Annotated in this window: 23 protein-coding genes and 1 pseudogene; 15 read left to right on the top strand and 9 right to left on the bottom strand. The window is 71.6% G+C overall.

The features are described from left to right. Positions 1–4: 4 nt before the first annotated feature. Entirely contained in the window at positions 5–487 is a 483-nt protein-coding gene (locus ACZ7L7_RS15775; protein WP_285514510.1) for an Lrp/AsnC family transcriptional regulator, read from the bottom strand. A gap of 190 nt (positions 488–677) precedes the next feature. Here ACZ7L7_RS15775 and pdhA (ACZ7L7_RS15770) point away from each other — a divergent pair, with 190 nt between their 5' ends. The 6 genes from pdhA (ACZ7L7_RS15770) to ACZ7L7_RS15745 all read left to right on the top strand — a co-directional run bounded on the left by pdhA (ACZ7L7_RS15770) (position 678) and on the right by ACZ7L7_RS15745 (position 8,059). Next, positions 678–1,808, top strand: coding sequence for a pyruvate dehydrogenase (acetyl-transferring) E1 component subunit alpha (pdhA, locus tag ACZ7L7_RS15770; protein WP_285514374.1), 1,131 nt, complete (start codon positions 678–680; stop codon positions 1,806–1,808). Continuing rightward, entirely contained in the window at positions 1,805–2,809 is a 1,005-nt protein-coding gene (locus ACZ7L7_RS15765; RefSeq protein WP_285514373.1) for an alpha-ketoacid dehydrogenase subunit beta, read from the top strand. The genes pdhA (ACZ7L7_RS15770) and ACZ7L7_RS15765 overlap by 4 nt, the downstream gene beginning before the upstream one ends. Continuing rightward, positions 2,809–4,170: a dihydrolipoamide acetyltransferase family protein gene (locus ACZ7L7_RS15760; protein WP_285514372.1), complete on the top strand. Its 1,362-nt coding sequence runs from the start codon at positions 2,809–2,811 to the stop codon at positions 4,168–4,170. The genes ACZ7L7_RS15765 and ACZ7L7_RS15760 overlap by 1 nt, the downstream gene beginning before the upstream one ends. Before the next feature lie 558 nt (positions 4,171–4,728). Further along, a complete protein-coding gene (locus ACZ7L7_RS15755) occupies positions 4,729–5,613 on the top strand; it encodes an NTP transferase domain-containing protein (protein ID WP_471592613.1) in 885 nt (294 codons plus the stop codon). Next, a complete protein-coding gene (locus tag ACZ7L7_RS15750; RefSeq protein ID WP_472076122.1) occupies positions 5,613–6,965 on the top strand; it encodes a molybdopterin molybdotransferase MoeA in 1,353 nt (450 codons plus the stop codon). The genes ACZ7L7_RS15755 and ACZ7L7_RS15750 overlap by 1 nt, the downstream gene beginning before the upstream one ends. Then, a complete protein-coding gene (locus ACZ7L7_RS15745) occupies positions 6,962–8,059 on the top strand; it encodes a potassium channel family protein (protein WP_285514369.1) in 1,098 nt (365 codons plus the stop codon). The genes ACZ7L7_RS15750 and ACZ7L7_RS15745 overlap by 4 nt, the downstream gene beginning before the upstream one ends. Before the next feature lie 135 nt (positions 8,060–8,194). On the opposite strand, the pseudogene tnpA reads toward ACZ7L7_RS15745, so the two are convergent. Then, positions 8,195–8,605: pseudogene (gene tnpA, locus ACZ7L7_RS15740) on the bottom strand (IS200/IS605 family transposase); the annotation flags it as partial. A 25-nt stretch (positions 8,606–8,630) separates the two neighbouring features. Here tnpA and ACZ7L7_RS15735 point away from each other — a divergent pair. Further along, a complete protein-coding gene (locus ACZ7L7_RS15735) occupies positions 8,631–9,839 on the top strand; it encodes an RNA-guided endonuclease InsQ/TnpB family protein (protein ID WP_472076120.1) in 1,209 nt (402 codons plus the stop codon). Between the two features lie 34 nt (positions 9,840–9,873). On the opposite strand, the gene ACZ7L7_RS15730 is transcribed toward ACZ7L7_RS15735, so the two are convergent. Both ACZ7L7_RS15730 and ACZ7L7_RS15725 read right to left on the bottom strand, forming a co-directional pair. Continuing rightward, entirely contained in the window at positions 9,874–10,722 is an 849-nt protein-coding gene (locus ACZ7L7_RS15730) for an ABC transporter permease (RefSeq protein WP_285515546.1), read from the bottom strand. Further along, a complete protein-coding gene (locus tag ACZ7L7_RS15725) occupies positions 10,719–11,729 on the bottom strand; it encodes an ATP-binding cassette domain-containing protein (protein WP_285515547.1) in 1,011 nt (336 codons plus the stop codon). The genes ACZ7L7_RS15730 and ACZ7L7_RS15725 overlap by 4 nt, the downstream gene beginning before the upstream one ends. A 107-nt stretch (positions 11,730–11,836) precedes the next feature. Here ACZ7L7_RS15725 and ACZ7L7_RS15720 point away from each other — a divergent pair, with 107 nt between their 5' ends. Then, entirely contained in the window at positions 11,837–12,817 is a 981-nt protein-coding gene (locus ACZ7L7_RS15720) for an NAD(P)H-quinone oxidoreductase (RefSeq protein ID WP_285515548.1), read from the top strand. Positions 12,818–12,823: 6 nt separating this feature from the next. Here ACZ7L7_RS15720 and ACZ7L7_RS15715 read toward each other — a convergent pair whose 3' ends face one another. Further along, positions 12,824–13,198: a hypothetical protein gene (locus ACZ7L7_RS15715; RefSeq protein WP_285515549.1), complete on the bottom strand. Its 375-nt coding sequence runs from the start codon at positions 13,196–13,198 to the stop codon at positions 12,824–12,826. 136 nt (positions 13,199–13,334) lie between these two features. On the opposite strand from ACZ7L7_RS15715, the gene ACZ7L7_RS15710 reads away from it, so the two are divergent. After that, on the top strand, positions 13,335–13,877 hold the full coding sequence (locus ACZ7L7_RS15710; RefSeq protein ID WP_093719866.1) for a bacterial proteasome activator family protein: 543 nt from the start codon (positions 13,335–13,337) through the stop codon (positions 13,875–13,877). A 93-nt stretch (positions 13,878–13,970) separates the two neighbouring features. Here ACZ7L7_RS15710 and ACZ7L7_RS15705 read toward each other — a convergent pair whose 3' ends face one another. After that, complete coding sequence (locus tag ACZ7L7_RS15705; RefSeq protein ID WP_472076118.1) at positions 13,971–15,593, bottom strand: protein kinase domain-containing protein; 1,623 nt, start codon at positions 15,591–15,593, stop codon at positions 13,971–13,973. Between the two features lie 344 nt (positions 15,594–15,937). On the opposite strand from ACZ7L7_RS15705, the gene ACZ7L7_RS15700 reads away from it, so the two are divergent. Beyond that, positions 15,938–17,509, top strand: coding sequence for a protein kinase domain-containing protein (locus ACZ7L7_RS15700; protein WP_471432181.1), 1,572 nt, complete (start codon positions 15,938–15,940; stop codon positions 17,507–17,509). 3 nt (positions 17,510–17,512) lie between these two features. Here the strand turns inward: ACZ7L7_RS15700 and ACZ7L7_RS15695 are convergent, their stop codons facing one another. Next, complete coding sequence (locus ACZ7L7_RS15695) at positions 17,513–18,508, bottom strand: phosphotransferase enzyme family protein (protein WP_285515552.1); 996 nt, start codon at positions 18,506–18,508, stop codon at positions 17,513–17,515. A gap of 138 nt (positions 18,509–18,646) precedes the next feature. Then, positions 18,647–19,315, bottom strand: a complete 669-nt coding sequence (locus tag ACZ7L7_RS15690) for a response regulator (RefSeq protein WP_285515553.1) — start codon at positions 19,313–19,315, stop codon at positions 18,647–18,649. Positions 19,316–19,638: 323 nt separating this feature from the next. Between ACZ7L7_RS15690 and pdhA (ACZ7L7_RS15685) the strand changes: the two genes are divergently transcribed. From pdhA (ACZ7L7_RS15685) to ACZ7L7_RS15675, 3 genes are read left to right on the top strand one after another with little or no spacing between them, the layout of a single operon-like run. Continuing rightward, positions 19,639–20,790, top strand: coding sequence for a pyruvate dehydrogenase (acetyl-transferring) E1 component subunit alpha (gene pdhA / locus ACZ7L7_RS15685; protein WP_285515554.1), 1,152 nt, complete (start codon positions 19,639–19,641; stop codon positions 20,788–20,790). A gap of 1 nt (position 20,791) precedes the next feature. Further along, entirely contained in the window at positions 20,792–21,769 is a 978-nt protein-coding gene (locus ACZ7L7_RS15680) for an alpha-ketoacid dehydrogenase subunit beta (RefSeq protein ID WP_285515555.1), read from the top strand. A 10-nt stretch (positions 21,770–21,779) separates the two neighbouring features. After that, on the top strand, positions 21,780–23,186 hold the full coding sequence (locus ACZ7L7_RS15675; RefSeq protein WP_453605622.1) for a dihydrolipoamide acetyltransferase family protein: 1,407 nt from the start codon (positions 21,780–21,782) through the stop codon (positions 23,184–23,186). Between the two features lie 65 nt (positions 23,187–23,251). Here the strand turns inward: ACZ7L7_RS15675 and ACZ7L7_RS15670 are convergent, their stop codons facing one another. Then, positions 23,252–24,085, bottom strand: a complete 834-nt coding sequence (locus ACZ7L7_RS15670; protein ID WP_453605667.1) for a D-alanyl-D-alanine carboxypeptidase family protein — start codon at positions 24,083–24,085, stop codon at positions 23,252–23,254. A gap of 274 nt (positions 24,086–24,359) precedes the next feature. Here ACZ7L7_RS15670 and ACZ7L7_RS15665 point away from each other — a divergent pair, with 274 nt between their 5' ends. Then, positions 24,360–25,043, top strand: coding sequence for a GntR family transcriptional regulator (locus tag ACZ7L7_RS15665; protein WP_285515558.1), 684 nt, complete (start codon positions 24,360–24,362; stop codon positions 25,041–25,043). Then, entirely contained in the window at positions 25,040–26,332 is a 1,293-nt protein-coding gene (locus ACZ7L7_RS15660) for an MFS transporter (RefSeq protein WP_453605626.1), read from the top strand. Before ACZ7L7_RS15665 ends, ACZ7L7_RS15660 begins: the two co-directional genes overlap by 4 nt. The last annotated feature ends 10 nt before the right edge of the window (positions 26,333–26,342 follow it).

The following is a 26,342-nucleotide window of genomic DNA, read 5'->3' as shown; positions in this document are numbered from 1 at the left end:
GTCGTCAGCCCTGCGGTTCCAGGTCCTCCTCCTCGAAGACCAGCAGGGTGCGGGTGCTCAGGACCTCCGGGATGGCCTGGAGGCGGGTGAGGACCAGTTCGCGCAGAGCCCGGTTGTCCGGGGTGTGGACCAGGAGCAGGACGTCGAAGTCACCGCCGACCAGGGCGATGTGGGAGGCGCCGGGGAGCTGGCGGAGCTGTTCGCGGACCGTGCGCCAGGTGTTCTGGACGATCTTCAGGGTGATGTACGCCGACGTGCCGTGCCCGGCGCGCTCGTGGTCGACGCGGGCCCCGAAGCCCCGGATGACGCCGTCCTCGATGAGACGGTTGATACGGGCGTAGGCGTTGGCGCGGGAGACGTGGACCCGTTCGGCGACCGACCGTATCGAGGCGCGGCCGTCGGCCTGGAGCATCTGGAGGATGTCCTGATCGATGGCGTCCAGCGGGCGGGGCGGCGGGAGCGAGGCCCCCTCGGGGCCGTCGGCCATTTGTTCAGGCGCCATGTCCCCCCGCCTCCCTGTCGTGGACGTACTGCGTTCATTGGAGGCTGTGGAGAACCGTTTGTCCACAGCCTGGCGCCGCCTGTAGCCAAAATGTGCCGACGACCGAACAATCGGTTGGTGAGGCGGGTCACAGGCGACACGCCTCCCGTAGCCGCTCCCACGAGGAGGTGCCGTCATGACGGTCATGGAGCAGCGAGGCGCGTACCGGCCATCGCCGCCGCCCGCCTGGCAGCCCCGTACCGACCCCGCGCCGCTGCTGCCGGACGCAGAGCCCCATCGCGTCCTCGGCACGGATGCGGCGGCCAAGGCCGACCCCGGTCTGCTGCGCCGCCTCTACGCGGAACTGGTGCGCGGCCGTCGGTACAACACCCAGGCCACCGCGCTCACCAAGCAGGGCCGGCTCGCCGTGTACCCCTCCACCACCGGCCAGGAGGCCTGCGAGATCGCCGCCGCGCTCGCCCTTCAGGAGCGCGACTGGCTCTTCCCGAGCTACCGCGACACCCTCGCCGCCGTCGCCCGCGGCCTGGACCCCGTGCAGGCGCTCACCCTGCTGCGCGGCGACTGGCACACCGGCTACGACCCCCGCGAGCACCGCATCGCCCCGCTCTCCACGCCGCTGGCGACCCAGCTCCCGCACGCCGTGGGGCTCGCCCACGCCGCCCGCATCAAGGGCGACGACGTGGTCGCGCTCGCCATGGTCGGCGACGGCGGCACCAGCGAGGGCGACTTCCACGAGGCGCTGAACTTCGCCGCCGTCTGGCAGGCGCCGGTCGTCTTCCTGGTCCAGAACAACGGCTTCGCCATCTCCGTACCGCTCGCCAAGCAGACCGCGGCCCCGTCGCTGGCCCACAAGGCCGTCGGCTACGGCATGCCCGGCCGCCTGGTGGACGGCAACGACGCCGTCGCCGTGCACGAGGTGCTCACCGACGCCGTGCACCGCGCGCGGACGGGCGGCGGACCCACCCTGATCGAGGCGATCACCTACCGCATCGACGCCCACACCAACGCCGACGACGCCACCCGCTACCGCGCGGACGCCGAGGTGGAGACCTGGCGCGGCCACGACCCGATCGCCCTGCTGGAACACGAGCTGACCGAGCGCGGACTGCTCGACGAGGCCGGCAAGCAGGCCGCCAAGGACGCCGCCGAGGCGATGGCCGCCGACCTGCGCGAGCGGATGAACGCCGACCCGGTCCTGGACCCGATGGACCTGTTCGCCCACGTGTACGCCGAGCCCACCCCGCAGCTGCGCGAGCAGCAGGCCCAGCTGCGGGCCGAGCTGGAGGCCGAAGGGGACATGCGATGACCACTGTCGCGGTGAAGCCCGCCACCATGGCACAGGCCCTCACGCGCGCCCTGCGCGACGCCATGGCGGACGACCCGTCCGTGCACGTCATGGGCGAGGACGTCGGCACCCTCGGGGGTGTCTTCCGGGTCACCGACGGACTCGCCAAGGAGTTCGGCGAGGACCGCTGCACCGACACCCCGCTCGCCGAGGCCGGCATCCTCGGCACCGCGGTCGGCATGGCCATGTACGGGCTGCGGCCGGTCGTGGAGATGCAGTTCGACGCGTTCGCCTACCCGGCCTTCGAGCAGCTGATCTCGCACGTCTCCCGGATGCGCAACCGCACCCGCGGCGCCATGCCCCTGCCCATCACCATCCGCGTGCCCTACGGCGGCGGCATCGGCGGCGTCGAGCACCACAGCGACTCCTCCGAGGCGTACTACATGGCCACGCCCGGCCTGCACGTCGTCACGCCCGCCACGGTCGCCGACGCCTACGGACTGCTGCGCGCCTCCATCGCCTCCGACGACCCGGTCGTCTTCCTGGAGCCCAAGCGGCTGTACTGGTCCAAGGACACCTGGAACCCGGACGCGCCGACGAGCGTTGAACCGATCGGCCGTGCGGTGGTGCGGCGCCCCGGCCGGAGCGCCACGCTGATCACGTACGGTCCGTCCGTACCGGTCTGCCTCGAAGCCGCCGAGGCGGCCCGCGAGGAGGGCTGGGACCTGGAGGTCGTCGACCTGCGCTCGCTGGTGCCGTTCGACGACGAGACGGTCTGCGCCTCGGTACGGCGGACCGGGCGAGCGGTCGTCGTGCACGAGTCGGGCGGGTTCGGCGGCCCGGGCGGAGAGATCGCGGCCCGCGTCACGGAGCGCTGCTTCCACTACCTGGAGGCGCCGGTGCTCCGCGTCGCCGGGTTCGACATCCCCTATCCGCCGCCGATGCTGGAGCGTCACCACCTGCCCGGCGTGGACCGGATCCTGGACGCCGTGGGGCGTCTGCAGTGGGAGGCCGAGAGCTGATGGCACAGGTGTTGGAGTTCAAGCTCCCCGATCTGGGCGAGGGGCTCACCGAGGCGGAGATCGTGCGCTGGCTGGTGAACGTCGGCGATGTCGTCGCCGTCGACCAGCCGGTCGTCGAGGTCGAGACGGCCAAGGCGATGGTCGACGTCCCCTGCCCCTACGCCGGTGTGGTCACCGCCCGCTTCGGCGAGGAGGGCTCCGAACTGCCCGTGGGCGCCCCGCTGATCACGGTCGCCGTGGGCGCGGACGCCTCCGGCGGCGGCTCCTCGGAGGGCTCCGGGAACGTGCTGGTGGGTTACGGCACGTCCGAGGCCCCGGCGCGCCGCAGGCGGGTGCGCCAGGCACAGCCCGCGGTGGGGAACGGCCGGGTGGAGCCCGCGGCGAGGAACGGCCGGGTGGAGCCGCGCGAGGCGCCCGAGGCACCGGGGGCTCCCGAGGCCCCGGCGGCCCCCGAACCCGCCCGCCCGTCCGACGGCCCCGTCCCCGTCATCTCTCCGCTGGTCCGCCGCCTCGCCCGCGAGAACGGCCTGGACCTGCGCGAACTGACCGGCTCCGGCCCCGACGGACTGATCCTGCGCGCGGACGTGGAGTACGCGCTGCGGGCCGCGGCGGCGCAGAACCGTACGCCGGCTCCGGCGCCCCCGCCCGTGGCGGCCCGTCCGGTCGTCGGCGGCGAGACGCGTACACCCCTCAAGGGCGTCCGCGGCGCGGTGGCCGACAAGCTCTCCCGCAGCCGCAGCGAGATCCCGGACGCCACCTGCTGGGTGGACGCCGACGCGACGGAGCTGATGCGCGCCCGCAGCGCGATGAACGCGGCGGGCGGCCCGAAGATCTCCCTGCTGGCGCTGCTGGCCCGGATCTGCACGGCCGCGCTGGCCCGGTTCCCCGAGCTGAACTCCACGGTCGACCAGGAGGCCCGGGAGGTCGTCCGCTTCGACCACGTCCACCTCGGCTTCGCGGCGCAGACCGAACGGGGTCTGGTCGTGCCGGTCGTCCGGGACGCCCACGCGCGGGACGCGGAGTCGCTGACCGCCGAGTTCGCCCGCCTCACCGAGTCCGCCCGCACCGGCACGCTGACGCCCGCGGAGCTGACCGGCGGCACGTTCACGCTGAACAACTACGGCGTTTTCGGCGTCGACGGCTCCACGCCGATCATCAACCACCCCGAGGCCGCGATGCTCGGCGTGGGCCGCATCATCCCCAAGCCGTGGGTCCACGAGGGCGAACTCGCCGTCCGCCAGGTCGTCCAGCTCTCCCTCACCTTCGACCACCGCGTCTGCGACGGCGGCACAGCGGGCGGCTTCCTGCGCTACGTCGCGGACTGCGTCGAACAGCCGGCGGTACTGCTGCGCACCCTGTGAGGCCGCACGGCCGCTGACCGAGGGCGCCCCGCATCCCTGACATGCCGGGGCGCCCGCTGCTGTCCCGGCGTGTGGGGTCCGCGTCCCGATGCCGCCCCGGCGTGTGGGAGTCCGCGTCGGCGACGCGGGGCGGTCGACGCCGGGGGACGGCCTGGGAGCTTTCGGCGACTCCGGGTCCCCCGGCCCGGCGACTCCGGGTCACCCTCGGCCCGGCGGCTCCGGGCCATTCGCCTACCTGCGGTGCCGGGTCCGGTCGCGTCCCGGTGACCCGAGGCTGCCCCTTTCCCGGTGTCCGGCGGCTCTTGTCGCGAGGCGTTCCTCTTCGGCAGCGCTGGGCCGGTGCGGCGTCCTGGGGCGAGCGGACGATCGGGAGTCCCGGCGATTCCGGGCCGTCCCCCGCCCGGCTACGGCGGGACCGGCCCCGTCCCGGTGACCCGAGGCCGTCGATCGCCCCGTGGCAGCCGGAGCCGCACTCCGCCCGGCGCCCCGAAACGCCCCGGCCCCCTCACCACCTCCCCCGCGTTCCGCGTGATCGTGGGGGACACGCATACTCAGGGGGTGACCGCGTACGAGCCGCCGGAGGATCCGGGTACCGAGGCGTACGACGCCGTCGTGCTCGCCGGGGGCGCCGCCCGGCGGCTCGGGGGTGTCGACAAGCCCGGTGTCGGGGTCGGCGGGCGGTCGTTGCTGGAGCGCGTGCTCGCGGCGTGCGCCGGCGCCCGGACCACCGTGGTCGTCGCCGATCCCAGGCCCGTACCCCGGCCGGTGATCTGGGCCCGCGAAGAGCCGCCCGGCGGCGGCCCGCTGGCCGCCCTCGGGGCCGGACTGGCCGCCACCACCGCCGACCACCTCGTGCTGCTCTCCGCCGATCTCCCCTTCCTCGACGCCGCGACCGTGCGGCGGCTGCTCGCCGAACTCGGCTCCGGTGACACCGACGGGGCGCTGGTCACCGACGCCGACGGCCGTGACCAGCCGCTTGTCGCCGCCTACCGGGCCCCCGCGCTGCGCGCGGCCCTCGCGGCGCTCACCGAAGAGCACGGCACCCTGACCGGCCTGCCGCTGCGCCGTCTCACCGCCGGTCTCCGTCTCAGCCGCGTCCCCGACCCCGTCGCGTCCTTCGACTGCGACACCTGGGACGACATCGCCACTGCCAGGGCACGCATCAGGGAGCATGGGCACGTGTTGGATGAATGGATCTCCGCAGTCAAGGACGAGCTGGGCATCGACCTCGACGTCGACACCAAGGTGCTGCTGGACCTCGCCCGCGACGCCGCGCACGGCGTGGCGCGGCCCGCGGCCCCGCTGACCACCTTCCTCGTCGGCTATGCCGCCGCCCGCGCCGAGGGCGGCCCCGAGGCGGTCGCCGAGGCCGCCCGCAAGACCGCCGACCTGGCCAACCGCTGGGCCGGGGAACAGCGGACCGACGCCACCCCGGACGCCTGATGACCCCCCGCAGCGTCCAGGGCGACCCGGATGCCGAGGACCTCGACGTCGAGGAGGTGCTCGCCCTCGTGAAGGAGAACCCGGCGGGCGGCGCCCCCCGGCCGCCCCAGGAGCCCACGCACGGCCACGGTGACCGCCCCGAGCGGCACCGCGCCACCCCCTGGCCCGAGGCCCGCGCCGTCGCCGCCCGCGCCGGACGCGGCCCCGGCACCCGCCGCCCCGCCACCCGGGTCCCCCTCGACGCCGCGCTCGGCCTCACCCTGGCCGCCCCGCTCACCGCGCTCACCGACCTGCCCTCCTTCGACACCTCCGCGATGGACGGCTGGGCGGTCGCCGGACCGGGCCCCTGGGACGTACGCGAGACCGGCGTCCTCGCCGGGCACGCCGAGCCCGCCCCGCTCACCGACGGCGAGGCGGTCCGGATCGCCACCGGTGCCCGGATCCCCCCGGACACCACGGCCATCCTGCGCAGCGAGCACGGCCGCAGCGACGACAAGGGCCGCCTGCACGCCGACCGCGACCTGCAGCACGGCCAGGACATCCGCCCCCGCGGCCAGGAGTGCCGCTCCGGGGACCAGCTCCTGCCGGTCGGTGCCCTGGTCACCCCGGCCGTCCTCGGCCTCGCCGCCGCCGCGGGCTACGACACCGTCACCGCCGTCCCCCGCCCCCGCGCCGAGGTGCTGATCCTGGGCGACGAACTGCTCACCGAGGGCCTGCCCCACGACGGGCTGATCCGGGACGCGCTCGGCCCGATGCTCCCGCCCTGGCTGCGCGCGCTCGGCGCCGAGGTCACCACCGTGCGCTGCCTCGGCGACGACCCCGAAGCGCTCCGCAAGGCCCTCGCCTACTCCGAGGCCGAGGTGATCGTCACCACCGGCGGCACCGCCGCAGGACCCGTGGACCACGTCCACCCCACCCTGCGCCGGCTCAACGCCGAGCTGCTGGTCGACGGCGTCAAGGTCCGCCCCGGCCACCCCATGCTGCTGGCCCGCCTCAAGGAGAACCAGCACCTGGTGGGCCTGCCCGGCAACCCCCTCGCGGCCGTCTCCGGCCTGCTCACGCTCGCCGAGCCCCTGTTGCGTACCCTCGCCGCCCGCCCCGCCCCGGAGCCGTACACACTGCCGCTGCGGGACGCCGCGCACGGGCACCCGTACGACACCCGGCTCGTCCCGGTCGTGCTGCGCGGCGACCACGCCGTGCCGCTGCACTACAACGGCCCCGCGATGCTGCGGGGCATGGCGGCCGCCGACGCCCTGGCCGTCGTACCGCCCGGCGGGACCGCGGCCGGTCAGGAGACGGAACTGCTGGATCTGCCCTGGGCTTCCTCGGGGATCGGGGTGTGTTTCACGTGAAACTTCCGGGCAACGACGCCATCGCCCGCCAGCCGGACGAACACCTGGTCACCCACCGGATCAAACTGCCGCAGAAGGTGGTCGAGCACCCCTTCCGCCAGGTCGCCAAGCGCGTGATCATGGCATTGACGCTGCTGCTGCTCTGCTCGCTCATCGTCTACGCCGACCACGACGGCTACAACGACAGCTCCGACGGAAGCGTCGACTACCTCGACGCGTTGTACTACGCGACCGTCACCCTCTCCACCACGGGCTACGGCGACATCACCCCGGTCAGTGACGCCGCCCGGCTCATCAACATCCTCGTCATCACACCGATGCGGGTGCTGTTCCTGATCATCCTGGTCGGCACCACGCTGGAGGTCCTCACCGAACGCACCCGGGAGGAATGGCGACTCAACCGCTGGAGGTCCACCTTGCGCGACCACACCGTCGTCGTCGGCTTCGGCACCAAGGGGCGCTCGGCGATCCAGACCGTCTGCGCGACGGGCCTGAAGAAGGAACAGGTCGTCGTCGTCGACCCCAGCAGCAAGGTGATCGACGCCGCGACCGCCGAGGGCTACGCCGGTGTCGTGGGCGACGCGACCCGCAGCGATGTGCTCAAGCGGGCCGAGGTGCAGCGCGCCCGGAAGATCATCATCGCCACCCAGCGCGACGACACCGCCGTCCTGGTCACCCTCACCGCCCGCCAGATGAACCGCGGCGCCAAGATCGTGGCCGCGGTGCGCGAGGAGGAGAACGCCCCGCTGCTCAAGCAGTCCGGCGCCGACGCGGTCATCACCAGCGCCAGCGCGGCCGGACGGCTGCTCGGTCTGTCGGTGCTCAGCCCCGCCGCCGGCATGGTGATGGAGGACCTGATCCAGCAGGGCACCGGGCTCGACATCGTCGAACGGCCGGTCATAAAGGCCGAGGTGGGCAAGGGGCCGCGGGAGATCGGCGATCTGGTGATCAGCGTCCTGCGCGGCCACCGCGTCCTCGGCTACGACGACCCGGCCATCGGCACCCTCCAGGCGACGGACCGGGTCATCACCATCGTCCGGGCCACCCCGACCGTCCAGGTCGCCCCGGACATGCGCCCCATTCCCCAGGACTGAGCCCTCAAATGGCGGCAAGGAACGGCTACCGCGGGCTATTCGCAGGGCACCGGGCTTCAGTCCGGTGGTGAAGCGAATCTGAGAGCTGCTCTGACCTCGGATGTGTGTGCACTGTTCACCTCGGCCCAGGTCAGAGGGCCGGTTCTGCTGCTCGATGTACTGCTTCACGATGCTGAGCGTTGCGCCGCCGACGGAACCGGCGAAGTACGAGCCGGACCAGAGGCGTTGTGCCCGCCAGTAGTGGCGGACGAGGTCGGGGAACTCCTGGCGCAACCACCGGGAAGAGACGCCCTTGAGGCTGTTAACCAGTTTGGACACGGCGACCTTCGGCGGGGAGTTCACGAGCAGGTGGACGTGGTTGTTCTCGCCGTCGAACTCCACCAGCTCGGCCTCGAAGTTCTCGCGCACGGCCCGCATGATCTCCTCGCACCGTGTCAGGTGCCGGTCGGCGAAGACCTTGTGCCGGTAGTTCGTCACGAAAACCGAGTGGACATGCATCCGGAAGACACAGTGACGACCGGCACGAATGTTCTCATCGATACCCATAAACCAATTGCGTACCGTGATCCGGGTGCAGCTTCGGTACAGCTTCCGCCTGTACCCGAGCGCCGGTCAGCGCGTGGCGCTGACGAGGGCGTTCGGGTGCGCGCGGGTGGTCTACAACGACGCCCTCAGGGCCCGGGAGACCGCCCGCAGCGAAGGCATGCCGTTCCCGAGGACCGGGGACCTGTCGAAGCAGCTCATCACCGAGGCGAAGAGCACCCCGGAACGGGCGTGGCTGGCCGAGGTCTCCGCGGTCGTCCTGCAGCAGTCCCTGCGCGACCTGGACGCCGCGTACCGGAACTTCTTCGACGGCCTGAAGGGCAAGCGCCCCCGCATGGGCGCACCCCGGTACAAGTCGAAGCGGGACACCCGGCAGTCGGTCCGTTTCACCGCGAACGCCCGCTGGTCGATCACGACCGGCGGGAAGCTGCGCCTGCCGAAGATCGGCGACCTGAAGGTGAAGTGGTCCCGCTTCCTGCCCTCGACGCCGTCCACGGTGACGGTGGTCAAGGACAGCGCGGGCAGGTACTTCGCGAGTTTCGTCATCGAGACCGGCCCGGAGGAAGTCCTCCCGGAGGTCAGGCACGAGGTGGGCATCGATCTCGGGCTCGGGCACTTCGCGGTCCTCTCCGATGGCACGAAGGTCGACAGCCCGCGCTTGCTGCGCCGCGCCGAGAAGCGCCTGAAGAAGGCGCAGCGTGCCCTCTTCCGCAAGGAGAAGGGCTCCAGCAACCGGAACAAGGCCCGGATCAAGGTCGCCCGTGCACACGCGCGAGTGGCCGACGCACGCCGCGAGTTCCACCACCAGCTCTCCACGAAGCTGATCCGCGAGAACCAAGCGGTCGCCGTGGAGGACCTGGCGGTGAAGGGACTCGCCCGCACGCGCCTGGCCAAGTCCGTCCACGATGCCGGATGGTCGGCGTTCGTGAGCATGCTGGAGTACAAGGCCGCCCGGTACGGGCGCACCTTCATCCGGATCGGCCGGTTCGAGCCGACCTCACAGGTGTGCTCGCAGTGCGGCGTCAAGGACGGCCCCAAGCCGCTGCACGTCCGTGTGTGGACGTGCGGGGCGTGCGGGGCGGTCCTGGACCGGGACATCAACGCGGCGGTCAACGTCGCCAAGGCGGCCGGACTGGCCGTGACAGCCTGTGGAGCGCAGGTAAGACCGGGACTCGTCCCGGCACCGCGCGGCGAAGCAGGAACCCACCCGACACCGCAGCCTTCAACGGCGCGGTAGGCGGGAATCGCCGTCCTTCAGGGCGGCGAGGATGTCAATTGCGGTTGTACAGCCGCATCGTGATCGGCCCGAAGACCAGTACCAGCACCGCGGCCCACCCCAGGGACCAGGCGATCTCGTCGGCCGGCCAGTCGCCCGCCATCAGCTCCCGCACCGCGGAGGACAGATGGGTGATGGGGCTGTTGTTCACGAACGCCTGCAGCCAGCCCGGCATCGTCTTCGGGTCGACGAAGACGTTGGACAGGAAGGTCAGCGGGAAGATCACCATCATGCTGACGCCCATGACCGACTTCTCGGTGCGCAGCAGCAGCCCGAACATCGTCCAGATCCACGAGAAGGCGAACGAGAACACCACCAGCAGCGCGATCCCGGCGACCACGCCGACGATCCCGCCGTCCGGGCGGTAGCCGAGGATGATCCCGACGGTGAGCATCACCGCGGAGGCGAGGGTGTAGCGCACGGCGTCGCCGAGCAGATAGCCGACCATCGTCGACGGCCGCCAGATGGGCAGCGAGCGGAACCGGTCGAAGACACCCTTCTCGATGTCCGTGTTGACCGAGACACCGGTGTACATCGTGATCATCACGACCGACATCACCAGGATGCCCGGCAGCAGGAACTGGATGTACTCCTTCGGGGACCCGGCCAGGGCGCCCCCGAACAGGTACGTGTACATCAGCACCATCATGATCGGGAACGCGGTGACGTCGAAGAGCTGCTCCGGGACGTGCTTGATCTTCAGCATCGCCCGCCAGCCGAAGGTCAGCGAGGCCGACAGCGCGCTCGGCCGCGGCGGTCGCTCCCCGGTGACGAGCAGTTCGGCGAGCGACTCGGCGCTGACCGGGGCGAGTTCCCTGGCCTCGGAGGTTGTCGCAGTGCTCATGCCGCCACCTCGTCCTTGCTGTCACGGCTGCTGTCGTGGCCGGTGTCGTGTCCGGTGAGGGCGAGGAAGACCTCGTCCAGGCTGGGCTGGCCCAGCGAGAAGTTGTCGACGGTGATCCCGGTGCGGGCCAGCTCGGCCAGCGCCCGGGACGCCTCCTGCGCAGCGCTGTCCCCGGTCGCGGAGGACAGCCGCGCGGTCAGCGCCACCGGGTCGGGCTCCAGCTGTACGTCGGCGTCCAGCGTCGTCCGCAGCACCCGCTCGGCGTCCGGCCGCTGCCCCGGGTCGCGCAGCCGCAGGTGGACCGAACCGGCGCCCACGGACGCCTTCAGCTCGCCCTTGGTGCCCTCGGCGATCACCTTCCCGTGGTCGATGACCGCGATCCGGGAGGCGAGCTGGTCGGCCTCGTCCAGGTACTGGGTGGTCAGCAGCACGGTCGTGCCCTGGGCGACCACCGCGCGCACGATGTCCCACACCTGGTTGCGGCTGCGCGGGTCGAGCCCGGTGGTCGGCTCGTCGAGGAAGAGCAGATCGGGCGTGTTGAGGATGGACGCGGCGATGTCGATCCGGCGCCGCATGCCGCCCGAGTAGTGCTTGACCTGCTTGGCGGCGGCGTCGGTCAGCCCGAAGGCCTCAAGCAGCTGTTCGCTGCGGCGGCGCGCGGCCTGCTTGGAGTGGCCGAGCAGCCGGCCCAGCAGGACCAGGTTCTCGGTGCCGGTGAGGTCCTCGTCGACCGAGGCGTACTGGCCGGTGAGGCTGACCCGGCCGCGTACCTCGTCGGCCTCGCGCACGACGTCGTGGCCGAACACATGGGCCTCACCGCCGTCCGGGCGCAGCAGGGTGGCGAGCATCTTCACCGTGGTGGTCTTCCCGGCGCCGTTGGGTCCGAGGACGCCGTAGACCGTGCCGGCCGGTACCGCGAGATCGACTCCGTCGACGGCCCTGGTCTCGCCGAACGTCTTCACCAGGCCCGCTGTCTCGATGGCCAGGGCCGGCGTGTGCTGGCTCATGGTGGGTTGTCCTTCCGCGTACATGGGTTACGCATCAGAGACCGCCACGGTGGCCCGAACTCATCGGTGATCGCACCCCGATTTTTCCGAGGAGTAGCGTCGCCCCCATGCATGCGATCACGATTGACGAACCCGGTGGACCCGAGGCGCTGGTGTGGGCCGAGGCCCCCGACCCGGTGCCCGGCGAGGGCGAGGTCCTCATCGAGGTGGCGGCGAGCGCCGTGAACCGGGCCGACCTGCTCCAGCGGCAGGGCTTCTACGACCCGCCGCCCGGCGCGTCCCCCTATCCGGGCCTGGAGTGCTCCGGGCGCATCGGCGCGCTCGGCCCCGGGGTCTCCGGCTGGACGGTCGGCGACGAGGTGTGCGCGCTGCTCGCGGGCGGCGGCTACGCGGAGAAGGTCGTTGTGCCGGTCGGGCAGGTGCTGCCGGTGCCCAAGGGCGTCGGCCTGGTGGAGGCGGCGGCGCTGCCCGAGGTGGTCTGCACGGTCTGGTCGAACGTCTTCATGGTCGCCCATCTGCGGCCCGGCGAGACCCTGCTGGTGCACGGCGGCTCCAGCGGCATCGGCACCATGGCGATCCAGCTCGCGAAGGCCGTCGGCGCCAAGGTCGCGGTCACCGCGGGGACCCGGCAGAAGCTGGACCGCTGCGCCGAGCTGGGCGCGGACATCCTGATCAACTACAAGGAGCAGGACTTCGTCGAGGAGATCGCGAAGGCCACCGACGGGGCGGGCGCCGATGTCATCCTCGACAACATGGGCGCCAAGTACCTCGACCGCAATGTGCGCGCCCTCGCGGTCAACGGGCGTCTGGCGGTCATCGGCCTGCAGGGCGGGGTGAAGGGCGAGCTGAACCTCGGTGCGCTGCTGAGCAAGCGGGCCGCGATCAGCGCGACCTCGCTGCGGGCCCGCCCGCTGGCCGAGAAGACGGCGATCGTGGCCGCCGTGCGCGAGCATGTGTGGCCGCTGCTGGACGGCGGGCATGTGCGTCCGGTCGTGGACCGGGAGATCCCGATGAGCGACGCGGCCGCCGCGCACCGGGTCGTGGAGGAGAGCGCCCACATCGGCAAGGTCCTGCTGGTCACCGGCTGAGCGGTCTCAGTCCGTACGCCGCAGCCGCAGGCCCAGGAAGGCGAGGCCGAGGCCGAGCCCGATCAGTACCAGCCCGCTGCCCAGCGGCAGCACCTCCACCACCGGCCCGGACGGTACGACGGCGTCCACGGGCTCGCCGGTCGCCGGGCCGGGCTCCGGGGTGGGGGAGGCGGCGACCGGCCGCTGTTCCTCCACCGGCTCCGGCACTCCCACGTCCGGCCGCCCGGGGCGCTCCCGGCCCTCCCCGGCCGCGCTTCCGGCGCGGGACGCCGAGGCGGAGGGCGGGGTGGACGGCTCGCCGTACGCCACCCCGCCCCCGAATCCGCCCACGAGCACGACGAGCACTGCTGTCGCCCGTACTGTCCGCAGCCATCGCGTCACAGATACAAGCCTCACATCACTGGACGCAGCGGGCATTTCCGGCGCCGCCACCGGGTCGAACCCCGCGTAAACGGTGGATCACCCCTCCCAGGGGGCACCACGCTGATGAGATGTACGGGTGCGAGAGAATGGCGGCATGGAGATGCCGAGGAACGAAAGGTCGCCCGAGAACCCGCAGATCCTGGTCGTGGGCCAGGACGGTATGGCGCTCAGTGGTGGCAACGCAGACGAGGACTCCCGCGAGATTCCGGTGACGGAGCAGGTGGAGCAGCCCGCGAAGGTCATGCGGATCGGCAGCATGATCAAGCAGCTGCTCGAAGAGGTGCGCGCGGCTCCTCTCGACGAGGCCAGCCGGGTCCGCCTCAAGGAGATCCACGCCAGCTCGGTGAAGGAGCTGGAGGACGGCCTCGCCCCGGAGCTGGTGGAGGAACTGGAGCGTCTGTCCCTGCCGTTCACCGACGAGGGCACCCCGTCCGACGCGGAACTGAGGATCGCGCAGGCCCAGTTGGTGGGCTGGCTGGAGGGACTCTTCCACGGGATCCAGACCACCCTGTTCGCCCAGCAGATGGCGGCCCGCGCCCAGCTGGAGCAGATGCGCCGGGCCCTCCCGCCGGGCGCCCTGCAGGAGGGCGGCGACGACCCGCGCACCGGGGGCCGGTCGGGCGGACCGTACCTCTAGGCGGTGTCCGACTCGGAACGAGACGAAGGGCCCGGCGGTCGGTGCGAGTCGGTGCGACCGCCGGGCCCTTCTCCGTCCTCGCGGAAGGGGCCGTCAGGCCGACGGGTTGCCCGTGGAGACGTTGAGCTGGATCTTCGGCGGGTTCTGCGGGTCGATGTCGGTCCCCGCCTCCGGGAACTGCTCCATCACCGTGTCCTGGCCGTAGGTGTTCTCGTCCACGTCCTTGCGCTCGACCTCCCAGCCGGCGGCACGGGCGCAGGCGCGCACGGAGTCGTAGTCCTTGAACGTGAAGTTCGGGATCTCCACCTTGTCGGGGTCGTTGTACGACTCCACCGGCTCGGTGCACTTCTCCGTGTCGATGGTCCGCGACTTGTCCGGACCCCGGTGCCCCTCGACCACCGTGGGCGACGCGCTGCCGTCGGCCTTGGGGTCGTCCTTGGAGCCGCCGTTGAGCGTCAGCGCGACGATCAGACCGCCCACCGCGAGCACCGACACCACGATCGAGCCGATGATCACCGGCTTGTTGTCGCGGCGCCCGCCCCCGCCAGGGGAGACGGCGGTGGTCTGCGGGGTGATGTTGTACGGCGGCGGGGTGGTGGCGTACCCGGCCGGTGCCGGGGTCGGGTAGCCCTGCTGCGCCTGCGGATAGCCGTAGGACGGCGCGGGCGCGGGCGTCGGGGTGCCGTACGGGTTGGGCGTCGGCGCGGGCTGGTACGGCGTCTGCACCGGCCCGGTGGGTGCCGGGGTCGACTGGTCGACCGGCGGGAAGACCGCGGAGCCGACACCGGAGCCGCTGGCGGTCTGGGCGCCCGGCACGATGCTCGGCGCGGCGGCCTGGAAGGAGGACGCCACCCGCAGGCACTCGTCCCGCATGGCCTCGGCGTTCGGGAAGCGCTCGTTGGGGTTCTTGCGCAGCGCGCGGGCGATCAGCGCGTCCACCGCCGGAGGCAGCGAGCGGTTGACGGAGGAGGGCGCCACCGGCTCCTCCTGTACGTGCGCGTACGCGATCGCCAGCGGCGAGTCGGCGTCGAACGGCAGCCGCCCGGTGACCAGTTGGAAGAGCATGATGCCGACCGAGTACAGGTCGGAGCGGGCGTCGACGCCCCGGCCCAGCGCCTGCTCCGGGGAGAGGTACTGCGGGGTGCCGACCACCATGCCGGTCTGGGTCATCGAGGTGACGCCGGACTGCATGGCGCGGGCGATACCGAAGTCCATGACCTTGACCACGCCGCGCTTGGTCATCATCACGTTGCCCGGCTTGATGTCGCGGTGGACCAGCCCCATCTCGTGGCTGATCTCCAGCGCCGCGAGCACATCCGCGGTGATCTTGAGCGCCTTGTCGGCGGGCATCGCGCCGTACTGGCGGATGTCCTCGTCGAGCACCGAGCCGAGCGGGCGGCCCTCGACGTACTCCATGACGATGTACGGCGTCGTCATGCCGTCGACGACGTCCTCGCCGGTGTCGAACACCGAGACGATGTTGGTGTGCGTGAGCTTGGCCACGGCCTGGGCCTCGCGGCGGAAGCGCTCGCGGAAGGCCTGCTCGCGGCCGAGTTCGGTGTGCAGGGTCTTGACCGCCACCTGGCGGTCGAGCACGGCGTCGTACGCGAGATGCACCGAGGCCATGCCGCCTTCGCCGAGCAAGTCGCGCAGCTGGTAGCGGCCGTCCGCCAGCGCCCGTCCCGCGTACCGCCCCTGTGCGCCGTCCTGGCTCATGTCTCCGTGTCCCCCATAGCCCGTTGGCGCCGGCGATTGTCGTGGATCAGTCGTTGATCGAAAGTGCTATTCCCGGCCAAGTCTGCCCCAGGGCACTGACACGTCAAGCTCGGTGCCCGTTCCGTGACCGTACGCGAAAGAAGCGTCGCGCAAGCGTTACAGGGGGCGTACGGCCGGTACACAGAATTTGCACGACGCACGGGTTGCGGGTTTCATGACCGGTCCGTCCCGGACCGGCCGAGGGCACCGTCCCGGACCGGCGGCCCGCGCGGAGGCTGTAGCGTGGCCGACGGAGACCGTAACAACACCGCGCGCACCGCGGGCAGAAACGACGGCGAGGACTGATGGCACAGCAGCAGCGCGCTCAGGGCCCGTCCGACCCCGAGGCGACTGGCGGCGGTATGTCAGATGCGCCGGAGATGTGGGGTAACGGCGGGCTGGTCGGCGACGGCCGGTATCGGCTCACCCACAGGCTGGGCCGGGGCGGCATGGCCGAGGTGTTCGCCGCGGAGGACGTCCGGCTCGGACGGACCGTCGCGGTGAAGCTGCTGCGCGCCGACCTCGCCGAGGACCCGGTCTCCAAGGCCCGTTTCACGCGCGAGGCCCAGTCGGTCGCCGGGCTCAACCACCACGCCATCGTGGCCGTGTACGACTCCGGCGAGGACGTCGTGGGCGGCCAGAGCGTGCCGTACATCGTCATGGAGCTGGTCGAGGGGCGCACCATCCGCGACCTGCTCATCAACGCCGAGGCGCCGGGGCCCGAGCAGGCGCTGATCATCGTCTCCGGGGTGCTGGAGGCGCTCGCCTACTCGCACCAGCACGGCATCGTGCACCGCGACATCAAGCCGGCGAACGTCATCATCACCAACAACGGCGCGGTGAAGGTGATGGACTTCGGCATCGCCCGCGCGCTGCACGGCGCGTCCACGACGATGACGCAGACCGGCATGGTGATGGGCACCCCGCAGTACCTCTCCCCGGAGCAGGCGCTCGGCAAGGCCGTCGACCACCGCTCCGACCTGTACGCGACGGGCTGTCTGCTGTACGAACTCCTCGCGCTGCGGCCCCCGTTCACCGGTGAGACCCCGCTGTCGGTGGTCTACCAGCACGTCCAGGACATCCCCACGCCCCCGTCGGAGGTCTCCGACGCCTCGCCGCCGGAGCTGGACGGCCTGGTCATGCGCTCCCTCGCCAAGGAGCCCGACGACCGTTTCCAGACCGCCGAGGAGATGCGCGGGCTGGTCCAGTACGGCCTGCAGATGCTGTACGACCAGGGCGGGCACACCGGTACCTGGAACACCGGCCCGGTCGACATGCACGAGGGCCGCCACACCCCGTCCGCGGGCTTCGCGCAGACGGCCGTGATGGGCCACCCGGGCGGCGACGCCTCCGGTACGACGCAGATCCCGCAGCCGATCCTGCCCGGCCGCTACGGCGGCGACGACGGCGGCTTCGAAGGCCACGGCAACCGGGGCAGCGGCCGCGGCAAGCTGTGGATCCTCGCCGTGCTCGCGGTCATCGCCATCGCGGCGGGCGTCGCCCTCGCCCTGAACGGCGGCGGCGACAAGAACCCCGGCACGGACACCACCAAGTCCCCGAGCGTCACCCAGTCCGAGGACGACAAGACGGCCGACGAGACCCCGACGGACGACGAGGACGACTTCCCCACGGACGACACCGGCACGGACAACGGCACCAACACGGACGGCGGCACGGGCTGGACCCCGGACCCGACGCCTACGTACACGCCGTCGCAGACGGCCACGACGCCGCCGCCGGACCCGACGGACACGGCGACCGAGCCGACCGAGCCGACGGACGACCCGACCGAGACCGAGACCGAGCCGACGGACCCGACGGGCGACCCGACGGGCGACCCGGCCGGGGGCGTCACGGGCGGCGACGAGTCCGACTGAGGCTCAGTCCACGAACGCGTCGCACACCGTCTCGTACTCCCGGGTCCACCACACCGCCAGCGCCGAGGCGGCCGGGAACTGGGGGTCCGCACGGGTGTCCTCACGTTCGTAGTGCCAGCGGAGCATCCAGAAGTCGTTGAGGCGTTCCCACCACACGCGGTGGACGGCCGCCGCGAGTTCGGAGGCGGTGGCGCCCGCCGCGCGCCGGTACGCGCGCGCGTAGGCGCGCACCTTCGGCAGGTCCAGCGTGCCGGCGGGGCGGACGAAGAAGATCGCGGCGGCGCGGACGGCCTCCTCCGCGCGGGGCTGGACGCCCAGCCGGTCCCAGTCGACGATCGCGGCGGGGGCGTCCCCCTTGTAGAGCAGGTTGAAGGGGTGGAAGTCGCCGTGGACCCAGCCCACCGGGCCCCCGGTCGGGGGACGCCGGTCGGCGTGCCGCTGAAGCAGCTCGCGCCGCTCCAGCAACCGGTGCCGGGCGAGGGCGTCGAAGGAGTCGGCGGGCCGGTGCCTGCGTACCCGCGCCAGCAGGTCCGCGATCAGGGCGAACGTGTCCTCGGGGTCGGCAGACTCCGCGGGCTGCCGTGGTGAGGGCGGCATCACGCGCTCCAGGCCCGCGTGCACGGCCCCGAGCAGCGCGCCGAGCCGGGTGCACTGGCCCGCAGTGAGCTGGCCGCCGTGGCGGTGCCTGCCGTCGATCCAGGGGTGAAGGGCGTAGGCGTGGCCGCCGATCACCGCGACCGTGCGGCCGTCCCGCGCGGGCAGTGGCGGCGCCACCGGGACGCCGAGGTCGGCCAGCCGCCGAGTGGCCCGGTGCTGGCGGACGATCGCGGCGGGGTCGGCCGTCTCGGGGTCGAAGTGGTGCTTGAGGAAGTAGCGGCCGTGTGTCGTGCGCAGCCGGTAGCCGCGGTTGAGCAGCCCCTGGTCGACCGGTTCGCAGGTGACGGCGCATCCGGCTGCGTACTGGCGCAGGAGGGCGCCCAATGGGGGCGCGGGATGCACGGGGGGTGGTACACAAGGGCGCGGCACGCGCCAGATGCTAGGGCACAAGCCGGGGCCCTGAGCTGGGCGTTGTCACAGAAAGTCGACGTCAGTCGCATTCGGTCACGGGATGCTCCGGAAGTGGCCCGGAGAGGACGATCAGCCTTTCTCCGCCTGCATTCGCGCTACATACGCGGCCGCCTGGGAACGCCGCCGCATTCCGAGCTTGGCGAGCAGGACGGAGACGTAATTCTTGATCGTCTTCTCGGCGAGACCGAGTTCCTCGCCGATCTGCCGGTTGGTGAGCCCCTCGCCGATCAGGTCGAGAATCCGGCGCTCCTGGTCGGTGAGCGCGTCCAGTTTCCCGTCCCGGTCCTCGGACTTCGCCCGTTCCCCGTCGCGCAGCCGCTCCAGTACGCGCGCGGTGGCCACCGGGTCCAGCAGCGACTTCCCCGCCGCCACGCCGCGCACCGCGTCCAGCAGCTCGGTGCCGCAGATCGCCTTGAGGGCGTAGCCCGAGGCCCCCGCCAGGATGGCCTCGAACAGCGCCTCGTCGTCCGCGTACGAGGTCAGCATCAGGCATTTCACCGACTCGTCCCGGGACCGGATCTCCCGGCACACCTCGACCCCGCTGCCGTCCGGAAGGCGTACGTCCAGCACCGCCACATCGGGCCGGGTGGCCGCGATCCGGGTCAGCGCCTCGGCGGCCGTACCGGCCTCGCCGACCACCTCGATGTCGCCCTCGACGGACAGCAGATCCTGCACCCCCCGCCGCACGACCTCGTGGTCGTCCAGCAGAAATACCCGGATTTTTCCGCCTTCGCGCACTCGACAAGTCAAACACGAAAAGTCTTCCGGTGAGCTGGGTGCCCGGGATAACGTGCCGTTGCTCCGGCCTCCTGCAAGGCTGTGACCAGCACCCTTCGAGTTCCTCGCGATTTACTTGGAAATCCAAGCAAAATCGCAGGTCAAATGGGGTTTCACAGAAATGTGGAGCACTGGGTAACGTGATGATTGCAGGGCGCTCGCCGGGGCACCTGTCACGCCTGTTCCGGCCGAGTGACACCCACCCCGTGCACGGGTGTCGGACCAGGTGAGCCGCACTGGTTTACCCGGCAACCCCGGGGGACCGGACCGACGGAGGAGCACACGTGACCGTGGAGAGCACTGCCGCGCGCAAACCGCGACGCAGCGCCGGGACCAGGAAGTCCCCGAGCACCAAGCCCGAACTCGTTCAGTTGCTGACGCCCGAGGGCAAGCGCGTGAAGAACGCGCAGTACGACAAGTACGTCGCCGACATCACCCCGGAGGACCTGCGCGGTCTCTACCGCGACATGGTGCTCACCCGTCGCTTCGACGCCGAGGCCACCTCCCTGCAGCGCCAGGGCGAGCTGGGCCTGTGGGCCTCGCTGCTCGGCCAGGAGGCCGCCCAGATCGGTTCCGGGCGGGCGCTGCGCGACGACGACTACGTCTTCCCGACCTACCGCGAGCACGGCGTGGCCTGGTGCCGCGGGGTCGACCCGACCAACCTGCTGGGCATGTTCCGGGGTGTGAACAACGGCGGCTGGGACCCCAACAGCAACAACTTCCAGCTGTACACGATCGTCATCGGCTCGCAGACCCTGCACGCCACCGGCTACGCCATGGGCGTCGCCAAGGACGGCGCGGACAGCGCGGTGATCGCCTACTTCGGCGACGGCGCCTCCAGCCAGGGCGACGTGGCGGAGTCGTTCACCTTCTCGGCCGTCTACAACGCGCCGGTGGTGTTCTTCTGCCAGAACAACCAGTGGGCGATCTCCGAGCCGACCGAGAAGCAGACCCGCGTGCCGCTCTACCAGCGCGCGCAGGGCTTCGGCTTCCCCGGCGTCCGCGTCGACGGCAACGACGTGCTGGCCTGTCTCGCGGTCACCAAGTGGGCGCTGGAGCGGGCGCGCAGCGGTGAGGGCCCGACCCTGGTCGAGGCGTACACCTACCGCATGGGCGCCCACACCACCTCCGACGATCCGACCCGGTACCGCGGCGACGACGAGCGCGCGGCCTGGGAGGCCAAGGACCCGATCCTGCGCCTTCGCCAGTACCTGGAGTCCGCAAACCACGCGGACGAGGGATTCTTCGCGGAACTCGACGCCGAGTCCGAGGCGTTGGGCAGGCGAGTACGCGAGGCGGTCCGCGCCATGCCGGACCCGGACCACTTCGCCGTCTTCGAGAACGTGTACGCGGACGGGCACGCGCTCGTCGACGAGGAGCGGGCCCAGTTCGCCGCCTACCAGGCGTCGTTCGCGGACGCGGAAGGGGGCAAGTGAGATGGCCGAGAAGATGGCACTCGCCAAGGCGATCAACGAGTCGCTGCGCAAGGCGCTGGAGGCCGACCCCAAGGTCCTCATCATGGGTGAGGACGTCGGCAAGCTCGGCGGTGTGTTCCGGGTGACCGACGGACTGCAGAAGGACTTCGGCGAGGAGCGGGTCATCGACACCCCGCTCGCCGAGTCCGGCATCGTCGGCACCGCGATCGGCCTGGCGCTGCGCGGCTACCGCCCGGTGGTGGAGATCCAGTTCGACGGCTTCGTCTTCCCGGCCTACGACCAGATCGTCACCCAGCTCGCCAAGATGCACGCCCGCTCCCTGGGCAAGGTCAAGCTCCCCGTCGTGGTGCGCATCCCCTACGGCGGCGGCATCGGCGCCGTGGAGCACCACAGCGAGTCCCCGGAGGCGCTGTTCGCGCACGTGGCGGGTCTGAAGATCGTCAGCCCCTCCAACGCCTCCGACGCGTACTGGATGATGCAGCAGGCCATCCAGAGCGACGACCCGGTGATCTTCTTCGAGCCCAAGCGGCGCTACTGGGACAAGGCCGAGGTCAACACCGAGGCGATCCCCGGCCCGCTGCACAAGGCGCAGGTCGTCCGCTCCGGCACCGACCTCACGCTGGCCGCCTACGGCCCCATGGTCAAGCTCTGCCAGGAGGTCGCCGACGCCGCCGCGGAGGAGGGACGCTCCCTGGAGGTCCTGGACCTGCGGTCGGTCTCCCCGCTCGACTTCGACTCCATCCAGGCGTCCGTGGAGAAGACCCGCCGTCTGGTCGTGGTCCACGAGGCGCCGGTGTTCTTCGGCTCCGGGGCGGAGATCGCCGCCCGGATCACGGAGCGCTGCTTCTACCACCTGGAGGCCCCGGTGCTCCGGGTCGGCGGCTACCACGCCCCGTACCCGCCGGCGCGTCTGGAGGAGGAGTACCTGCCGGGCCTGGACCGGGTGCTCGACGCGGTCGACCGTGCCCTGGCGTACTGAGGAGAGGGTCGTGACGACGATGACGGAAGCGTCCGTACGCGAGTTCAAGATGCCGGACGTCGGTGAGGGCCTCACCGAGGCGGAGATCCTCAAGTGGTACGTCCAGCCCGGTGACACCGTCACCGACGGGCAGGTGGTGTGCGAGGTCGAGACGGCCAAGGCCGCCGTGGAGCTGCCCATCCCCTACGACGGTGTGGTGCGCGAGCTGCACTTCCCCGAGGGCACCACGGTGGACGTGGGCACGTCGATCATCGCGGTCGACGTCGCGGGCGGCGCCGCCCCCGCGGAGCCCGCCGAGGCCGCCCCGGCCGCCGCCGCGCCCGCCGAGCCGGCTCCCGAGCCGGAGGAGGAGAAGCCGCAGGGCCGTCAGCCGGTGCTCGTCGGCTACGGCGTGGCCGCCTCCTCCACCAAGCGGCGCCCGCGCAAGGGCTCCCCGGCCCCGGCGCAGGCCGCCGCGGCGGTCCAGGGCGAGCTGAACGGCCGCAGCAACGGCCACGCCGCGGTGAAGGAGCGCCCGCTGGCCAAGCCGCCGGTGCGCAAGCTCGCCAAGGACCTCGGCGTCGACCTGGCGACGGTCGTGCCGACCGGCCCGGACGGCATCATCACCCGCGAGGACGTGCACGCAGCCGTGGCCCCGCCGAAGGCCCCGGAGCCCGTGGCGGCACCCCCCGCGGTCCCGGCCACCGCCCCGGCCCCCGTGGCGGGCTTCGACGGCGCCCGCGAGACCCGTATCCCGGTCAAGGGCGTCCGCAAGGCGACGGCCGCCGCGATGGTCGGCTCGGCGTTCACCGCCCCGCACGTCACGGAGTTCGTGACGGTGGACGTGACCCGCACGCTGAAGCTGGTCGAGGAGCTGAAGCAGGACAAGGACATGCGGGGCCTGCGGGTCAACCCGCTCCTGCTGATCGCCAAGGCCCTGCTGGTCGCCATCAAGCGCAACCCGGACATCAACGCCTCCTGGGACGAGGCGAACCAGGAGATCGTGGTCAAGCACTACGTGAACCTGGGCATCGCCGCGGCCACCCCGCGCGGCCTGATCGTGCCGAACATCAAGGACGCGCAGGCCAAGACCCTGCCGCAGCTCGCCGAGTCCCTCGCCGAGCTGGTCTCCACGGCCCGGGAGGGCAAGACGTCCCCGGCCGCGATGCAGGGCGGCACGGTGACCATCACCAACGTCGGCGTCTTCGGCGTCGACACCGGCACGCCCATCCTGAACCCCGGCGAGTCCGCGATCCTCGCGGTCGGCGCGATCAAGCCGCAGCCGTGGGTCCACAAGGGCAAGGTCAAGCCGCGCCAGGTCACCACCCTGGCCCTCTCCTTCGACCACCGCCTGGTCGACGGCGAGCTGGGCTCGAAGGTGCTGGCGGACGTGGCGGCCGTCCTGGAACAGCCCAAGCGCCTGATCACCTGGGCGTAGAGCGACGGGAAGGGACCCGCCACGTGGTTCGTGGCGGGCCCCTTCGCGTGGACCGGGTACCGGCGTCAGCTGATCGCGGCGTAGCCGTAGTTGATGAGCTTCTTCACGTCCGCCGTGCGGTTGTCCGCCGAGGACGCGGTCAGGACGGTGCCGATCACGGTCTCGCCGTTCTTGGTGGCGGCGAACACCAGGCAGTACTTGGCCTCGGCGCCGGAGCCGGTCTTCACGCCGAGCGTGCCGTTCCAGCCGAGCAGGGTGTTGGTGTTCGACCACGGCGCCATCGTGCGGGTGGCGCCCGTCTTGGTGATGGTCTTGGCCGTGTACGACTTGGTCTTCACGACCGTCTTGAACGTGGAGTGCTTCATCGCGCTGCGGGCGAGCTTGGTCAGGTCGCGCGGCGTTGAGTAGTTGGAGCCGTTGCTGATGCCGTCGAACGAGTCGAAGTGCGTCTTCGTCATGCCCAGCTGCTCGGCCTTCTTGTTCATCTTGGCGATGAAGTTCTTCGTGCGGGCCTTGACCGTCGAGCCGGAACCGAACTTGTCGGCGAGCGCCATGGCGGCGTCGCAGCCGGAGGGCAGCATCATCCCGTACAGCAGCTGGCGGACCGTGACCTTGTCACCCACGATCAGCCGGGCCGAGGAGGCGCCCCTGGAGACGATGTAGTCGCTGACCTCCTTCTTGATGGTGACCTTGGCGTCCAGGTTCAGGTTCGGCTGCGTCAGCACGACCTTGGCAGTCATGATCTTGGTCGTGGACGCCGTCAGCCGCTTGTCGTCCGCGGCCTTGGTGAACAGCGTCTTGCCCGTGGCGCCGTTCATCAGGTACCCGCCCTTGGCGGTGATGGTCGGCTTGGTCGCGGCCTGGGCCGGCGCCGCGGTGAGGGCTCCGGTGGTGAACATCGCTCCGGCCGTGAGCGCGACGGCGGCGGCTCTGCGGACCCGGAATCCCCGATATGCGGTTTTCAAGACAAATACCCCGTCTGCTGTTGAATGCCCCATAAACGCGGCCGAGTTGGCGGGCACGGAGCTAAGGCCGCATGTGTGTGACACACGAGAGCCGTGGATGGTTGCGCGGACGGGCAGGGAATTTTCGCGATCTTCGCGCACGGGTTCGCCGGGTCCGCATGATGGACGCGGATCCCGCTTGCGTACGTGTTGTATCTAAGATGTGCGCATGCCGTCAGCCCCGTCCGCTCCCACCGCCGGGACCCCTGCCCCCGTCAAGCAGCCGCCCGCCGCCGACCGTGTCTACGCCCACGTCAAACAGGGCGTTCTGGACCGCCGTTACGAAGGCGGCACCCTGCTCACCGAGGGCGAGCTGGCCGAGGCCACCGGCGTCTCCCGCACCCCGGTGCGCGAGGCGCTGCTGCGTCTGGAGGTGGAGGGGCTGATCAAGCTCTACCCGAAGAAGGGCGCCCTGGTCCTGCCCGTGTCCGCACAGGAGATCGCCGACGTGGTGGAGACCCGGCTGCTGGTCGAGGAGCACGCGGCGCGCAAGGCCGTGCCCGCCCCCGCCGGGCTCATCGAGCGCCTGGAGGAACTGCTGGAGCGGCAGAAGGCCGAGGCCGCCGCCGGTGACCTGGCCGCGGCCGCCGTCACCGACCGCTGCTTCCACGCCGAGATCGTCCGCAGCGGCGGCAACGAGATCCTCTCCCGCCTCTACGACCAGCTCCGCGACCGCCAGCTCAGGATGGGCGTGGCGATCATGCACTCCCACCCCGACCGGATCGCCAAGACCCTCACCGAGCACGAGGAGATCCTCCAGGCACTGCGCGCCGGTGACGCCGAGCAGGCGGTCGCCCTCGTCCACCGGCACGTCGGCTGGTTCTCCCACCTGGCCCGGGGTGAGGTCCGATGACGGCATCGCTCCCCGGCGATCCCCCGGGCGGCCGGCGGGCCTACGCGATCTGGGGCATCGGCGTCTCGGTCTACTTCGTCGCCGTCATCTTCCGTACGTCGCTCGGCGTCGCCGGACTCGACGCGGCCGACCGCTTCCACGTGGGCGCCTCCGCGCTGTCCACCTTCTCGATCCTCCAGCTCCTGGTCTACGCGGGCATGCAGATACCCGTCGGCCTGCTGGTGGACCGGCTCGGCACCAAGAAGGTGCTCACCATCGGCGTCGTGCTGTTCACCGCGGGACAGCTCGGCTTCGCCTTCTCCCCGAGCTACGGCATGGCGCTCGCCTCGCGGGCGCTGCTCGGCTGCGGGGACGCGATGACGTTCATCAGCGTGCTGCGGCTCGGCACCCGCTGGTTCCCGGCCCGGCGCGGACCGCTGGTCGCCCAGCTCGCCGGGCTCGCCGGAATGGCCGGCAACCTGGTCTCCACACTGGTGCTGTCCCGGCTGCTGCACGGCGTCGGCTGGGAGGCCGCGTTCGCGGGCAGCGCCGCGGCCGGAGCGGTCGTCCTGGTCCTGCTGGTGCTCTTCCTCAAGGACCACCCCGAGGGCCACGAACCGCAGCCCGTCCCGCACCACGGCGCCGCCTACGTCCGCCGCCAGATCGCCGCCTCCTGGCGCGAGCCGGGCACCCGCCTCGGCCTGTGGGTGCACTTCACCACCCAGTTCCCGGCGATGGTGTTCCTGCTGCTGTGGGGACTGCCCTTCCTGGTCGAGGCCCAGGGCCTGTCCCGGGCCACCGCCGGTGAACTCCTCACCCTGGTCGTGCTGGCGAACATGGCGTTCGGCCTGGTCTACGGCCAGCTCGTGGCCCGGCACCACGGGGCCCGGCTGCCGCTGGCGCTCGGCACGGTCGGCGCGACCGCGCTCATCTGGGCGGTCACCCTCGGCTACCCGGGCGACCACGCGCCGATGTGGCTGCTGATCGTGCTCTGCGTGGTGCTCGGCGCCTGCGGCCCCGCCTCCATGCTCGGCTTCGACTTCGCCCGCCCGGCCAACCCGCCGGAGCGGCAGGGCACCGCCTCCGGGATCACCAACATGGGCGGCTTCGTCGCCTCCATGACGACCCTGTTCGCGATCGGCGTCCTCCTCGACGCCACCGGGGACGACTACGCGGTCGCCTTCTCGGCGGTGTTCGTCCTCCAGGCGCTCGGCGTCAGCCAGATCCTGCGGCTGCGCGGGCGGGCGGCCCGGCGGGAGCGGGAACGGCTGGTGGCGAGCCGGGTGGAGACGGTGCACGTCCCCGCGTAGGCCCGCCGGG

It is taken from the genome of Streptomyces sp. NPDC110618 (genome assembly GCF_055657065.1).
Note: the sequence above shows the minus strand (reverse complement) of the source record. Positions and strands in the feature narration are given on the sequence as shown.

Excerpts from the sequence above, each read along its gene's own strand:
- ACZ7L7_RS15775 (WP_285514510.1), bottom strand. The coding sequence starts at position 487 with ATGGCCGACGGCCCCGAGGGGGCCTCGCTCCCGCCGCCCCGCCCGCTG.
- pdhA (WP_285514374.1), top strand. The coding sequence starts at position 678 with ATGACGGTCATGGAGCAGCGAGGCGCGTACCGGCCATCGCCGCCGCCC.
- ACZ7L7_RS15765 (WP_285514373.1), top strand. The coding sequence starts at position 1,805 with ATGACCACTGTCGCGGTGAAGCCCGCCACCATGGCACAGGCCCTCACG.
- ACZ7L7_RS15760 (WP_285514372.1), top strand. The coding sequence starts at position 2,809 with ATGGCACAGGTGTTGGAGTTCAAGCTCCCCGATCTGGGCGAGGGGCTC.
- ACZ7L7_RS15750 (WP_472076122.1), top strand. The coding sequence starts at position 5,613 with ATGACCCCCCGCAGCGTCCAGGGCGACCCGGATGCCGAGGACCTCGAC.
- ACZ7L7_RS15730 (WP_285515546.1), bottom strand. The coding sequence starts at position 10,722 with ATGAGCACTGCGACAACCTCCGAGGCCAGGGAACTCGCCCCGGTCAGC.
- ACZ7L7_RS15725 (WP_285515547.1), bottom strand. The coding sequence starts at position 11,729 with ATGAGCCAGCACACGCCGGCCCTGGCCATCGAGACAGCGGGCCTGGTG.
- ACZ7L7_RS15720 (WP_285515548.1), top strand. The coding sequence starts at position 11,837 with ATGCATGCGATCACGATTGACGAACCCGGTGGACCCGAGGCGCTGGTG.
- ACZ7L7_RS15710 (WP_093719866.1), top strand. The coding sequence starts at position 13,335 with ATGGAGATGCCGAGGAACGAAAGGTCGCCCGAGAACCCGCAGATCCTG.
- ACZ7L7_RS15705 (WP_472076118.1), bottom strand. The coding sequence starts at position 15,593 with ATGAGCCAGGACGGCGCACAGGGGCGGTACGCGGGACGGGCGCTGGCG.
- ACZ7L7_RS15700 (WP_471432181.1), top strand. The coding sequence starts at position 15,938 with ATGGCACAGCAGCAGCGCGCTCAGGGCCCGTCCGACCCCGAGGCGACT.
- ACZ7L7_RS15680 (WP_285515555.1), top strand. The coding sequence starts at position 20,792 with ATGGCCGAGAAGATGGCACTCGCCAAGGCGATCAACGAGTCGCTGCGC.
- ACZ7L7_RS15670 (WP_453605667.1), bottom strand. The coding sequence starts at position 24,085 with ATGTTCACCACCGGAGCCCTCACCGCGGCGCCGGCCCAGGCCGCGACC.
- ACZ7L7_RS15665 (WP_285515558.1), top strand. The coding sequence starts at position 24,360 with ATGCCGTCAGCCCCGTCCGCTCCCACCGCCGGGACCCCTGCCCCCGTC.
- ACZ7L7_RS15660 (WP_453605626.1), top strand. The coding sequence starts at position 25,040 with ATGACGGCATCGCTCCCCGGCGATCCCCCGGGCGGCCGGCGGGCCTAC.